15 protein-coding genes and 1 pseudogene are annotated in these 13,346 nt (G+C 50.5%); 6 read left to right on the forward strand and 10 right to left on the reverse strand.

Annotated elements, in window-relative coordinates; translation table 11 throughout:
- Positions 1-102 precede the first annotated feature (102 nt).
- Entirely contained in the window at positions 103-891 is a 789-nt protein-coding gene (locus FIU99_RS25270; RefSeq protein WP_152472674.1) for a CLCA_X family protein, read from the forward strand.
- 14 nt (positions 892-905) lie between these two features.
- Here the strand turns inward: FIU99_RS25270 and FIU99_RS27435 are convergent, their stop codons facing one another.
- Together FIU99_RS27435 and FIU99_RS25275 are read right to left on the reverse strand one after the other, a co-directional pair.
- On the reverse strand, positions 906-1,250 hold the full coding sequence (locus FIU99_RS27435; RefSeq protein ID WP_172974094.1) for a hypothetical protein: 345 nt from the start codon (positions 1,248-1,250) through the stop codon (positions 906-908).
- A gap of 13 nt (positions 1,251-1,263) precedes the next feature.
- A complete protein-coding gene (locus tag FIU99_RS25275; protein ID WP_152472675.1) occupies positions 1,264-1,764 on the reverse strand; it encodes a DUF1993 family protein in 501 nt (166 codons plus the stop codon).
- A 182-nt stretch (positions 1,765-1,946) separates the two neighbouring features.
- Between FIU99_RS25275 and FIU99_RS25280 the strand changes: the two genes are divergently transcribed.
- Entirely contained in the window at positions 1,947-3,227 is a 1,281-nt protein-coding gene (locus FIU99_RS25280) for a lipopolysaccharide biosynthesis protein (RefSeq protein ID WP_152472912.1), read from the forward strand.
- 5 nt (positions 3,228-3,232) lie between these two features.
- Here FIU99_RS25280 and FIU99_RS25285 read toward each other — a convergent pair whose 3' ends face one another.
- Positions 3,233-4,249 carry a GlxA family transcriptional regulator gene (locus tag FIU99_RS25285; protein ID WP_253899475.1) on the reverse strand — a complete coding sequence of 339 codons (1,017 nt, stop codon included), beginning with the start codon at positions 4,247-4,249 and terminating at the stop codon, positions 3,233-3,235.
- A gap of 36 nt (positions 4,250-4,285) precedes the next feature.
- Between FIU99_RS25285 and FIU99_RS25290 the strand changes: the two genes are divergently transcribed.
- Positions 4,286-4,816 (forward strand): cysteine hydrolase family protein, encoded by a 531-nt coding sequence (locus FIU99_RS25290; protein WP_152472676.1) that lies wholly within the window; start codon positions 4,286-4,288, stop codon positions 4,814-4,816.
- Between the two features lie 35 nt (positions 4,817-4,851).
- On the opposite strand, the gene FIU99_RS25295 is transcribed toward FIU99_RS25290, so the two are convergent.
- Positions 4,852-5,325: a DUF1203 domain-containing protein gene (locus FIU99_RS25295; protein WP_152472677.1), complete on the reverse strand. Its 474-nt coding sequence runs from the start codon at positions 5,323-5,325 to the stop codon at positions 4,852-4,854.
- Positions 5,326-5,546: 221 nt separating this feature from the next.
- Here FIU99_RS25295 and FIU99_RS25300 point away from each other — a divergent pair, with 221 nt between their 5' ends.
- Positions 5,547-6,410: a GyrI-like domain-containing protein gene (locus tag FIU99_RS25300; RefSeq protein WP_095665036.1), complete on the forward strand. Its 864-nt coding sequence runs from the start codon at positions 5,547-5,549 to the stop codon at positions 6,408-6,410.
- A gap of 89 nt (positions 6,411-6,499) precedes the next feature.
- Here the strand turns inward: FIU99_RS25300 and FIU99_RS25305 are convergent, their stop codons facing one another.
- On the reverse strand, positions 6,500-8,092 hold the full coding sequence (locus FIU99_RS25305) for a hypothetical protein (RefSeq protein WP_152472678.1): 1,593 nt from the start codon (positions 8,090-8,092) through the stop codon (positions 6,500-6,502).
- A 290-nt stretch (positions 8,093-8,382) separates the two neighbouring features.
- Between FIU99_RS25305 and FIU99_RS25310 the strand changes: the two genes are divergently transcribed.
- On the forward strand, positions 8,383-9,072 hold the full coding sequence (locus FIU99_RS25310; RefSeq protein WP_095664980.1) for a hypothetical protein: 690 nt from the start codon (positions 8,383-8,385) through the stop codon (positions 9,070-9,072).
- Between the two features lie 98 nt (positions 9,073-9,170).
- Here the strand turns inward: FIU99_RS25310 and FIU99_RS25315 are convergent, their stop codons facing one another.
- Positions 9,171-9,632: a LysR substrate-binding domain-containing protein gene (locus FIU99_RS25315; protein WP_253899476.1), complete on the reverse strand. Its 462-nt coding sequence runs from the start codon at positions 9,630-9,632 to the stop codon at positions 9,171-9,173.
- A gap of 51 nt (positions 9,633-9,683) precedes the next feature.
- Complete coding sequence (locus FIU99_RS27590) at positions 9,684-9,917, reverse strand: hypothetical protein (protein WP_253899477.1); 234 nt, start codon at positions 9,915-9,917, stop codon at positions 9,684-9,686.
- A 1,214-nt stretch (positions 9,918-11,131) separates the two neighbouring features.
- Between FIU99_RS27590 and FIU99_RS27440 the strand changes: the two genes are divergently transcribed.
- Positions 11,132-11,275, forward strand: coding sequence for a hypothetical protein (locus tag FIU99_RS27440; RefSeq protein WP_154351838.1), 144 nt, complete (start codon positions 11,132-11,134; stop codon positions 11,273-11,275).
- Between the two features lie 384 nt (positions 11,276-11,659).
- Here FIU99_RS27440 and FIU99_RS25325 read toward each other — a convergent pair.
- The 3 genes and pseudogenes from FIU99_RS25325 to FIU99_RS25335 form a co-directional block, all read right to left on the reverse strand.
- Positions 11,660-11,815: pseudogene (locus tag FIU99_RS25325) on the reverse strand (IS3 family transposase); the annotation flags it as partial.
- A gap of 299 nt (positions 11,816-12,114) precedes the next feature.
- On the reverse strand, positions 12,115-12,495 hold the full coding sequence (locus tag FIU99_RS25330) for a hypothetical protein (RefSeq protein WP_152472680.1): 381 nt from the start codon (positions 12,493-12,495) through the stop codon (positions 12,115-12,117).
- A gap of 57 nt (positions 12,496-12,552) precedes the next feature.
- Positions 12,553-13,338, reverse strand: a complete 786-nt coding sequence (locus FIU99_RS25335) for a hypothetical protein (RefSeq protein ID WP_152472681.1) — start codon at positions 13,336-13,338, stop codon at positions 12,553-12,555.
- Positions 13,339-13,346: the final 8 nt, after the last annotated feature.

Genomic DNA, 13,346 nt, shown 5'->3' on the forward strand with positions numbered 1-13,346 from the left:
CGAAGGTGAGCATCGACAAGCCCCCAGTTCAGGGTATACTGCCCTGCTAAGACACGAGGCGACCGATCATCGGTTCATGGAACATCGACCAGATACCCTACAGTGAAGCTGACGCATTTCAAACACCAAACGCGCCGCGGTCCGGACTACCGGCATGGCGAGCCTGCGACGTTCCAGGACATCCAACGCACCTTTGGCATGGGTAACTTGCGGGTGGGTCGTTGGGTGACACAAGAAGAAAAAGCGCTCGCGGCCAACCTGATTTACGACTCGTTAGCGGATCTAGCCTATCTGCTCGCCCTTCCGCCCCATGCTATGGGCCTGCGCGGCACGCTCAACTTCGCTTTTGGCACCGGGGGACGTCAGGGCGTGCAAGCGCATTACGATCCTCGTCGGCGAGAGCTGGCCTTAGCCAAGAATGCCGGAGCGGGCGCGCTGGCGCATGAATTCTGGCACGCCTTCGATCATTACATTGCGGATAAAGCCTTTGACCTCGACACGTCTGGGCCGTCGAGCTTGCGCCCCCGATTTGCCAGTGACTGCTGGCTTGAAGACTGCACGCCGATCGCGCACCCGCTGAACGAGCGACTGATGGCGCTCTTTGCGGTCACCTTATTGAGCGGCGACACCCTCGACAAGCACGATTATGTGGCTCGCAGTGTGCGAGCCGATCAGGCCTTGGCGCAGCGGTATTTTTCGTCGCCCACGGAGATGATGGCGCGGGCATTTGAGGCGGCGATCGAGTCGTGCGCGGAGATTGACAATGCTTATCTGGTGGCGGGAACCACGCGCCTAGATGTGCGGCCAGTGTATCCTGACATCGCACATCGCCAGACGATTTATCGGGCGTTACATGCCTATTTTGGCCCCTTGGGTCAGGCGCTCAGTTAACGGCATTTCTCGTCTTATCGCCCTCCGATCCAAACGACCCCGACGATGACGCTCCAAATCCACACGAAGTTGAGCCCCATTAGCAGCCAAAAACTGCCCCGACGGGTTGTCGCTCGCCAGCACAGAGCGGGAAACAGTAAGCAGTAGCACTGGAATCGAAGGCCAATGGTCAAGAAGGTGTATGGCAGGTCGGGCAGCCGGTCAGGTGTCGACAAAACGGGGCGCGCCGATCGCGCCAATTGGTGATCCAAAAACGCGATGTGCTTGAACGGTCCGATGCACACACCAGCGAATTGCACCAGATAGGGCAATGTCCACAGCATCACCCACCCCATCCATATCATGTGTTCTGCTTCCATGATGACGCGCTCCCTAGGCTTGACTGACCTGGCTAAAGCAAAAGCCAGGGGGATAGTGGTGAAACCCGTCGAAGTCGCCTTTGCTGAGCGACACACCTTGCGTTTTACCGATCGCGTACACCATGCCCATATGAAACAAAAGGTTAGGCAAAATGAACCGTTCGATGAACTCGGACTCACACAGAGTCACGTCAATCAGCCCAGCGGTGTCGGTGATCTGCCTCTGGTCCTGATAACCTTCTATCTCGGGCGCGGCTGCCAAATACGCGAGGGTCACCTCAATCTGACTCAATACGGCCTGTTTCCCTTCCTTGTCGTTGTAGAACGACACGGTCGCCACACCGAGCAACGGGCAATACCCGCGCAAGGCAAAGTTGGCCGCCACCTTGGCGTGTTTTTCCAGAAAAAACATGTCAGGCGCTAACGAGCACGGCAGCGCCGAGGCCAGCATACGGGTCATCATCGTTTTGAGCTGGGTGAGATGGTGGATCAGAGTGTGTTTTAAGCGGGCCATAGCAACGCCGTTCCTTCGATGAAATCCTGTGTGCCCATCCTAGCACAGAAATCCCAACGGTCACGCGTCCAACTGGGCCAGGCTAGACAGCGTCTTGTAGCACGGTGCACACCCCATTTGAAAATACGTCGCATTTTCAATATTATCCATTCAATATCTCCTTGCCTGAATCACACGCCTTTATGACCACCGATTCGATTCACACACTGAAACAGGCCTTCGTTACCGGGATGGGGGCCACCTTGGTCAGCATCGCCATTGGGCTGACGTTTAAGATCTGGTTAGCCAGTTGGGTGGCCAAAGCCGATTTGGCGCTGTTTCATACCGTGGTGGATGTGATATCGCTGTCGCTCATTTTGATGAGCGGGTTTCGCTCCTCCATGGTGGTGAGCTACTCCCAAACCCGTAATGCATCTGGCATCATCAATCTGTTCCGCTTTGTGTTGATCGCGGTAGTGCTGCTGACCTGGGGCGGCGTGGTCCCCTATATGAAGCACGCGCTCGGCATCAGCGTGCCCTACCTGCAACTGGTGGGGATCATTGTGGCGCTGGGACTCAAGCTCTATTTTACTAACCTGCTGGCGATGTATCGGCTGTACGACCTCACCAACCGAACCACCTGGCTGGATCCGGCGCTCAACGTTGTGGTGTTTCTTGGGGCGTATTACCTGGTAGGCTTGGAGGCGCTGAGTGCCTTGTTCTCTGCGCTGACGCTGTCGTCGCTGTGCACGGCGCTGTATATGTTCCTGCGTCGCCGCCAACGGATCGCCACCTTGCCACTGCAACCGGTGCACTTGGACAGCGCGATGGTGGGTTACATGAAGAAAAGCGTGATCGCCACTTTGGAAGCCGGCGCCAGCATCCTGATGATCTACCTCGCGGTGCTACTGACGGTGCGGTATTTCACGGTCGATGAACTGGGCGATTTTCAGGTGGTGGTGCGCCCGCTCTTTACCTATATGACCCTGCTGTTTGTCTTCCCTATCTATCGGTTCGTGTTGCCGGAACTGGCGGTCAAGGTGCGAAGCGGCGACCATCAGGCCATTGAGGCGATACGCCGCTGGGTGTTTAAGCTCGCAGTGCTCGTCAGCGGGGCATTTTTTGTGATCGTGTGGCAGTTTGGGCAACCGCTGATTGGGGCGCTCTACCCAGAGACCTACTTAAGCGCCGTGCCGGTGCTGCTGCATTTCTCGGTGTTTTTCATCTTCATGATGCTCAATGCTTATCAGCTCGCCTACATCAAGGCTCATGGCGATTTCAAAACCAGCCTGGCGATCCGGGTGGTGGGGATCGTCACCTTAGTGGCGATGTTCCATCTGCTGCGGGTCTGGACGGACAACGTGGTGGCCATCATTACTGCGTTGGGGCTGGGTTATCTGATGATGTTTGTCCTCTCTAGCATCAAGGAGCGGCAACTGCGCCCGCCCCCTTCCAAGCCGCCTATGGTATCGGTGAAGCCCTAACCGGGCTATGCCTCATTCCCCCCTGACGATGGCCGAAATCGCTGACGAAATTCGGTTGGGGTCAGACCGTACTCGCGCATGAACACTTTACGAAACGCACTGACGTCCTGATAGCCGACGCGATAAGCAATATCGTTGACGCCTTTGTCGCTGAGCTCCAGCCATTGACAGGCATGATGCAGACGCAGTTTCTGCAGATAGTGCACCACGCTCATCGCCAGCGCCTTCATAAACCGTCGCTGCAAAGTACGAGCACTGACAAAGTGGCGATCTGCCAATTCACGGACCGAGGGGGCGTTAACGTACTGCTGGTCCAGTGCACGCTGGACACTCAGCACCAGTTCATCCCCATGATCGCGTTTTGGGATGAATTGGTGGTAAAAGCGCTGCTCTCGAAACCCGTTATCAATGACCATTTCCTTAGACAAAGCCAGCGCTATCGCAGGCGAGGCAAACTGCGAGACGATTTCAAATAGCAAATCGAGCCACGCCATGCGTCCGCCGGCGGTGATCACGTCGCCTTCATTAACAATGATCGCCGCCTCTTGAAGGTGGACGAGCGGAAACGCCGCACGAAACGCCGGCGCCAAGCGCCAGTGAGTGGTGCACCCTTTGTGATCCAAAAAGCCACCTCGGGCCAAAATAAACGCGCCGACACATGCGGAGGCCAGTACCGCTCCCTGTTGCTGCATCTGTGCGAGGTAATCCTGAAGCGCCGGTTGGTCGCTGGTGTAGAAATCGTCCTTGAGGCACGGCGGCAGTACCACCACGTTCGCCGGCTCGCCCGGATCCAATGTCTCTAGGGTCAGCACACGCGGAATAAAGGTAATCGGCATTGCATAGGTTTGACAAAACGCATCAGCGAGCGTGATGGCTTCGGCCAACCCGTGCACGGCCGACTGACTTGCGGTGGGGTAATTAATGATCGCAATCGTTAGGGGGGTCATGGTCGTGATGTTGTCGCATTTGCCTTTTAATGTGTCATTTAAGACTCTCGTGGCCGACCTGCCAATCCCTGACAATGGACACCTCTTCCACACCAACAAAAGGAACACACTATGGCATCACAAGCCTTGATCGTTATCGACGTCCAAAATGATTACTTTGCTGGGGGGCGCTACCCATTGCACCAACCTGAGGTCACCCTCGCTCAAACCCTATCGCTGATGGCTCAGGCCAAGGAAAAAGGCATCCCGATCATCCACGTTCAACATTTGGTCTCGCCGTCGCTAGGCAAAGGACTGTTCTTCTATGACGACTCACCGGGCGCGGCGATCCACCCTGAGATCTTGGCCGCCGCCCCGGATGCTCCGATTGTCATCAAACGCCACGCAGACTGTTTTGAGCGTACCGATCTCGACGCACAGCTTAACGCATTGGGGGTGGAGCGCATCGTTCTGGCGGGCATGATGACGCACAACTGCGTGGCGCATACGGCGCTCTCTCCTGCTGCGGCCCGTTACCAGCCCACGGTTGTCGAACCGGCGTGCTGCACGGTCGATGCGATTGGTCACGCCTTGGCGGTCGATTCAATGCAGGTGCGCGGCATTGCGATGCGTGGTGTCAGCACCGCGTTCGACGCACAGTGACGATCCGCTGCCCTACCGACGACGGCAGGGCGGCCTTATACACGGCGCACCGTGCAATTGAAACAGCCTGGATTGGCATTGTGGATCTGCAGGTACGCGACCTTGGGATCGTGAAACGCTTGTTGAATGACCCCAGTCAGGGGAGCGCCTTGGGTTGTGCTGGCCTGACGCATCATTCCCGCTTGGGTGTAAGCCCGTACCGACAGCTGTCGCTCGGCCAGAATGGGAGGAATGGCATTAACGGCCAGTGTGGCCGTTTGGGCCTGTTCACGCAGATAAATGGGCCCCGACGCCCGATAAGGGGACGCCACATCATGGTGGAGGTACGGAATGAGCAGCACACGCTCTCCGAGTTGCGCCTCTTCGAGCGAGATCCGACAAGGGTAGCCGGGTTGGCTGTCGGCGATCAGCCATTGTCCATGTCGTTCTGCTAAGCGGGCATCGCTTAATCGGAACCACTCCTCGACCTGGTGTCGGGCGATGGGTTCAATCAAAAAGTCGGTCTTCATACGGGCTCCATGCGGTGGAAAACAGCCCGTAGCATAGCGCGTTGTGGCGGGCAGACTGGCCAGTATCGGAAGCGTAAGCCTTGAGGCACCTTCTGTCACCGAGGCTAAGTGGTGAGTATCCTACTCACTAAGAGGCGATAACATTGCGCAATTTCAATCAGGTAACGCCCCTTGGAAGTGGGTATGATGGCGGTGTTGTTTACAAGAAAGAAGGCTCTACGATGACCACAATGACTCGTCAAGCACGGCAGATCAAAAGTGTGTGTGACTACATTGACACTCATCTCGACTCGGAGTTCTCACTTGCCCAATTGAGTGCGGTTGCGATCTGCTCTAAGTACCATTTTCACCGCCTTTTCAAGTCGTGGGTGGGGATCAGTGCGATGCAGTATGTACGCATGGCGAGACTCAAGCGGGCGTCCTTTCGACTCGTGTTTGAGCTTGACCGAAGTGTCACCGAGATTGCTTTCGAGGCACAGTTTGACAGTCTCGAAGCGTTTTCCCGTGCGTTTTCTCGCGTCTTTGGTCAAACACCTTCTCAGTTTAGACATCAACCTGAGTGGTCCGTTTGGCACTCAAAATACGATTATCGTCCACCGATTTCAGAAGATCCATGTATGCAGGTCAATCTCGTTACCTTTCCCACCACTCCCGTGGCAATCGTCTCGCACCAAGGCCCTCCGCAACGAGTGTATGAGACCGCCGCAGCGTTTATTGAATGGCGAAAAGCCTCGGGCTTGTCGCCCCTTTGCACCAGTGACACCTTTGGCCTTCCCCACAGTGATCCCAACGACACACCGGCCCATGCGTTCCGATTTGACATTGCTGGCACACACCAAGGTGAGGTGCCCGCTAACCCTTATGGGGTCAAAGCGGGTCAAATCCCAGGCGGACGATGCGCCGTAGTCGTCCACCATGGCAGTCACGACCGCATTGAAGACACTGTTTATGCGCTGTATCAACAGTGGTTGCCAGCAAGTGGCGAAGTCCTGCGAGACTTCCCGTGTTTCTTTCGCTACTTAAACTTCGTCCACGACGTGGCCGAAGCTGACTTACGCACCGAGGTGTATTTGCCGCTACGATAAGGCTGGAAACGGGAGCGTAAATCGAGTTCTGGCGACGATGATGTCGTCGCCAGATAACCGCCCGTGACTCAACCGAGCCAGGTGCGGTCTCAAAATTCCCCACTGTTTGTTCGGAACAACACGCGATTGAGATCCTGAGGAATGTCATTCAATAATGAGCGTACCATCTTCACTTCGTCCTTCGACTCTTGGTTCAAGGTTTGTTCATACGTGTGTTTTACCTGTCCTAGGGTCACTAAGGCCGCCCAACCTGAGCTGGTGTTGATGTTCTTTCCATCGGAACAGTAAAGGGTCACTGGCGCGCAAAACTGGGTGTCGTCATTTGCCCACTCATTGGAGGCTGAAATCATCGAGATCTTATTCATTTGCTCGAACCCAGGCTCGTTATATTTTCCCCGCAGGGCGGCAATAATGCGCGTCGCAGTGGCTTGATCACAATGTGCCACCAATAACTCGAGGGCGTATGACATGTGACGAACAGCGTTATCCCAATCCTTTGCCTTGTTCATGGATTGTTTGTTTTTCTCGTATTTATAGGATATCCATTGATCCGTCATCGACTTTAAACGCTTGTCCACACTGGCGTCACGAGACGTAGGCAACTGAGCGACCTTGATCAAGCCCTCCGACTGGAGAAACGTCTTGGCAGCGCTATGCATGCCATTCGACCAACCTTGCAGGGTTTTACTGTCTTGCCCTGTCAGCAGGCAACTTACCCCGTATAACTTTTGGTTCGCTTGATACCTTGTGTCCTGCAGCTTAAGGTTCCACTTCTTCACCCCATCAGTGATCAGATGTTTGGTCACTTTGGCGTTCGCGGTATTGATGCCATCCATGACTTTAAATTTGACGGTTTTAGTCAGCTCAACCCAATGAGTGCGGTGTATCTCTGACTGGGAAGGATAGCGCTTAAGTTCATTATAGATGTACTCTGAAGTGCGCTGTAAAATGTGCCATTGTATGTGCAGTTTTTGTTCATACCACTTGGTTTTCATTGCTAACGTCTGCTCGACGGCGTGACTGACCTTTTTGGGGTCTTGTTGGTTTTTTTGGGCATACTGAATGTCCTTTAAGCAATCGGCTAAACTTTGGGGCACACCCGTAAGGTAATCTTGAAGCTTTCCCCACACATCTAAGGTCAACGCGGCCGAGCATTCTCGTATCCAATCACTGCTGTCTCCCCATTGGAGGCTCGTGTCGTTATGCCACCCCCCTTTCGTCGCGAACGCACTCGCACCGTGAGTATTGAAAGCGGTATTCACCAATTGAGTGATCAAGCCACCGACGGGCAAAAAGACAAAGGTCGACGCACAATGGATCAGCAAAATCATCGAATAACGCGCGATGATGGCTTGCTTTGACTCGTTAGTGATAGGCAGATGTTTTAGCTCATTTTTTTCAATTTCCTGCCACAGTTGGGAGATGCTGAGTTCCGTATTCTGCGCAAACTGCTTCAACTCCGACAGCGCATCAAACGTGGCCAATTTGTCTGATACGTCGGACTCACACGCCATGATCACACTGAGCAAGTTACAGTTCAGTTTGTCACATGGCTGGCCGTTCACGGCGGCCGACAATTCTCGAAACCGATACGCCAACATGTCTTCAGCTCTCTCAAAGTCACTGCGCTTCAGACTGGCTTCCAATGCGTTCATCATCACTTGTTCGATAGGGTTAAACATGGCTTCGTCTCTCCTAAACTGACAGTGTGGCCCCGGTGAATCCACAGGGCGAAAAATGTTCCGTCGATGATTTCACTGACTCCGTGACAAAGCTCGGGGAAAAAGCGTAAAGAACCTGTGCCTGCGCTGATGTTTTCTTGGACACACATACTAAGGCACGCCCACCTTGCAGGAAGGGCAATGGCATTATGCTAGGAATGTCATAAACTGGATAACATCGATAGAAATCCTGACGCACTGCCCTATATCGCGTTCTTGGTCGCTGAACGGCATAAATTTATGGAAGACCGATGACATTTACTCACTTTGAAGCGTGGTTAAAAAGAAACAAGGCCACGTCGATCCTTTTGATTATTTTGTTTATCTCTGGCTTAGTAACACAAACCACCGACATCTACGAACGCATGATCAGTGTGTTTTATCCGGTCAGGTATCCCGTCATTGATATCCATTTCGACAACACAATCGTGTCGGCGGACGCTTTAGAAGAGGGATTTGCGGGAGGCAATAGTCTCTTTTCTCTGACTCTAAACCCGCAAGGTTCCATGCAGTTGTTCAACATGATTGAAAATGCGCCCAATGACATCTATCTAATCCGCCTTTCCGGCACCTCTCCTATTGATGAACAATGGCTGGGGGGCGCCTCTGACAGTCGGCGATTTTCGTTACAGTTAATTGGTGGATATTATGATCGCATCGAAGATGATGGATTAGTGCCCACCAAAATCAAGCGCCTGCATTTTCCCTCCACTGATGACATGAGCGGATGGAGTTCATTTAGCGATTCACCATCCACGTGTTGCGAAAACTATTTTAGGTTGATTGGCTTTTATCGATTTGTTTACTTCCGCGAGAAGCAAGATATCTACGATCAATACAAGATGCAGTTGGTTGAGCCAAACTCGGACATTGCATCGGCCACCTTAGAGGATGTCTTGCATGATCTTCACCTCAATACGTTCGTGGAAAAAAAAGAGTAACCATCAGATTGTCGCTCTGACGTCAGCCTCGGATTTACGTACTCAGTTGCTGCGCCACAAAATCGATAGAGACCCTGACCCGTTCGGGTTGGTATTCGTCACCGCGGTACAGGACTGCCAGCGGAAACGTTCTGTCTGAGAATCCCCCTCGAGTTTTTGCAGCTCTCCTCGCTGAACATAAGATGCCGCCAGAATATCCGGCTGATCGCTGGCGCCCATATCAGGCAGGTTAATCGAGGGCTTTTGCTTTTAAACATCGTCTTGACGGCGCTACTGAGCGACATCAGTGGGTTGTAATACAAGCCGGTGTCATCAAGCGTACTGGCGCGAAAGGCAATGTCGATCGCCTGCTCCACCAAATCGAGCTTTTGGTTGGTCACCAGCAAGTCAATCTGGATTTCTGGGTATTGGGCATGAAACGCGGGAAAGAGCGGACTGAGCCGTTCTTTAGTGAATCCTTGTGACGTCGTCACGCGAAGTGGCTGCGATACGGTTTGGTTGTGGGCATCGAGTTGGCTGTAAAGCTTGTCAAACTGTGCCAAGACCTGCTGCGCTTCCACCTGATTAACGTATTGTGACGTCAGGGATTTGCAAGGCTACCCGGCGGATGTTCACCCGCTTCGCTTTAACGCCTCAATAAGCTGTTGACGTTCATGGTTTGACAATGTAAACCATTTCTCGCCTCGCGTGGCAATGTGCACTAAAGTCTGACTGAGCGGATCGGCCATTTGCCCTGCCTGCCCAACCGCCACCAACTCGACCTTCTCACCACTGCGGCGGCGAAGCTGAATGATGCGCCGGTCGATATCGCGACTCAGGCACAGCTGGTAGGCATGGCGCGACAAACCGTGCAGCAATCCCACACGAACTGGGGACCGCTTCGTGGGGGCGCTCGGCAGCTCCCTTTGTAACCAGCGGGACAATACTCCATACTCCACGGCGGTTTCTAGCCAGGGGCACGGCGTGTTTTCTTGGTGCTTTAAGGTATCAAAGGCGTTGGAAATGTCGCGCAGTTGGCGGGGCTGAGTGGATGTGTGTTGTAAGGCTTGATGACAGACTTGGTCAAGGTGTTCGAGTATCGCATGGGGCATAGCAACCTCCCAGTGGAAGAACCCACACCACCCGGAGGCTTCAGTCTCAGTAAAGGGTGGTGAACTGAGCAAGGTTGAGACTACCGATTTGCAGGCACCGGCCAGCCCGGAGGCTGCCCTGCCCAGCTCACCGTAATGACTGTCCGTAACGCTCGATTAAAGCGTACTCGACTTACAGATGCGCCGAAACACCACACACCATGCAGCAAAAAATCACTGATGGCTATGCACCTGCAACAAAAACGGGGTCTCAATCCCGACACTGGATTTTGCCAGTGCTCTACTAGGCTAACCAGCCATCACCTCTGAGTCAACGCGCTACCCCTGCGATTCTTTTGAACCTTAGCTCATTTTTGGCCCCTGCTTGGCTACTTGATTCTACATCCCTTTGAACTCACAACTAACACATTTTTGCCCCAAAATGTGTTTAGAACGCAAGAAACCATCATGAGAATAATTTGTGCAACAAGCCGCTAAATAGGTTGATTTATAAATTATCTTTGTACCGGCATTTGTTAAGTGCCCAGAAGTGTCTATGGCTGTAGTCTATTGTCTTGGTACTTATCATTTATACAGGCACCGTAAAGATTTAATGCATAAACAATTAAATAACTAGTAGCCATAAAACTAGCGTATATTTGTGTGTAGTCACAAAATAAAATAGCTAGATTTCATTGAGTTAAATCTAAGCATCTCATACCCTCTCTAATTAAAAGCAACTGTACGGTAAGAGGCAGAGGCTCTCGAAATCGTATGGATAGTGTTATGTAACTGATTAAAAATAACTTTTAAATGAAAAAAGCTATGACTAAAACGTACGTTTGAAGTCTCCTAAATAATGCGCAGACTTTACCCATTAATGAAGCTCTAAGCTGCCTAACGAGTGAGCTCTACGATGAGAACGAAATTGATTGGGTGAATAGCCACTGAATTGAGAGACAATACCTGTCAGATCAATGAGGTGAACCATGACTAATAAAAGAGCTTACAAACGTTACCCCAAGGAATTAAAAGATAAAGTGGCAGCCTTATTGAGGGACCAAGAATATAGCGTAGCTCAGGCAGCAGAAACCGTTGGTGTTACAACAACAGTTCTCTACAAGTTGAAGTAAAAGCTCGAAGCCCAGTTAGAAGGCACTGAGCTATCCGATGACGAACGTGATGAGTTCAAACGACTCCGTAAAGAAGTTAAAGAGTTGCGTATAGAAAAAGAGAGCCTAAAACAGGCCTCCTCGTGAAAGAAATGAAGTAAAGTTTAATTTCATCAAAATTGAGTCACCTGATATCCGGTAGTTCGACTGTGTCAGGCGATGAGAGTATGCCGCTCAGCCTATTACGACTGGCTAAAATGGCCAGCGGAGGTGGTAACTGCAGAAGCGCTGAACATGAATCGTCGAGTGAAGTTGCAACTTAAACAAAGTCGTCAGAATCATGGTAATCGGGAAATGACAAAGAATCCGCGTGAAGAAGGCTTTGCCGTTGGTCGATACAGGGTGTTCTGGAGTAAGCGGTGCGGCTTTTGGGGTAATACCCTGCCTCTCTAGTTTAAGCTGCGTTACCCACTTGTCCAAAGCAGATTTCCTCACATTTATAGCGTTAGCTGCTTCAAGTTTGAATTCTAGGCTGAAAGTTCTTCTCGTACGCTTTGTCATAGTTCCACCTGTTGTGTACGAGGTGCATTCTAACACCTCTAATCAGGTGGCCAAATTCACTATGCCACAACAAAGTAACTTATGTGCCCTTGTGACCCGAACCGATGCTCAGAAGTGCTGTGATTTAATGTTCCCGATAAGTTTGAGGATGCATGTACAAATCTTAGGACGTAGGATAAAGTCATCAATGTATCTCTGCTAGCGGCTTAATTGTATCCCAACGAAAAATTAAACCCTCTCCAAATTAAAATAGAGAGGGTTTTTTCTTAGATTACATATAACATGGTCTGTCCAGTTGGCTAACTACGGCAGGCCAAAAGTACAACAGAAGTGTATTGATGTTTATTAATATAAGCTTCCAACTGAACTACGGTAATATCTTCACCACGTAAGCAGAAAATAGGTAGAGTAGGATCATTTCCCCTGCACTTACCGGTAGGAACGATTCCCTTGCCACTTGGAACTTTACTGAATAAAGCTTTGCAATCTAAATCACTTAGCTTGCCGAACTCATAAAAGCTGGTTGAAGAATACTCCGGATATGGATTGCTCGAATTCATATATTTAATCGCATCAGCAAAAGACAACGATTTACCTGCTGGTGTGATAGTTTTAACTTTGGGAATAGAGAAAGTTCCCTCTCCCCCATTACCATGTGCTACTAAAATCATTTTTTTCATAGTGTTTCCTCATTTTAAAGTTGTATTTATGTATTACCGAATTGAACTGAGTCGTGATTATTTGCAGTTAGTAAGACCCTCCCAATTTTTGTCCTTTTTAATCTCTGTATTATTTGATTGACAGCTAATTTGTTGAGAGTGGAAAGTCGTCATATTGAAGCCCTTCTGGTTCCCAAGTACATTTGTGTAACTCGGATGTTTCACTTCACTAGCAGACTTCAATGTTGAATTGTGTATCTCAACGTTTGGTTGAATGTTGATAATATCGACGCGCCCATGTTCGGTTGCTGTATCACAGTTGTAATATTGATTAACAGAGCCGGTAGTTTTGAAATCGGCAATATATTTATCATCCATAACTGACTTACAACTATTTACTTTTTCTGGGTTAGCCATATCAAGTGTAATTTTTAGCGAACCATTCTGCTTTATCCATTTGTTTAGACAGTTCTTTGAACCACAGTTAACTTTCTTTGGGGGTGAGGCAAAGTTATTTTTATCTTTTGCTTCTAGATTGACACTTGTACCCCAACCATTTGAAAAATAATGATCAATTGTAACAGTAGACTTTTCAAACTTATTTTCCAGTGATAGTTTCAGGTATTTCTCCCCACCATCACAATGTGTTAAAAACGCATTTTTATCATCAAATTTAATTGTACCCGTGGAATAGGCATCAATTGTTTTCTTACCAGAAAAAGACAGGCCTGTGATGCAGTCACTTGATATTTTTTTAATAACCAACTTATCGTTAACGTTATTATTAATCTTCAATGTATAGGCTTGAGAAGCTAGTACATCAAAGCTGAGTGAGAGCATGAAAATAAACTTAAGCAGATTCATAATGAACT

The organism is Vibrio sp. THAF64 (assembly GCF_009363455.1).
GTDB lineage: Bacteria > Pseudomonadota > Gammaproteobacteria > Enterobacterales > Vibrionaceae > Vibrio > Vibrio coralliilyticus.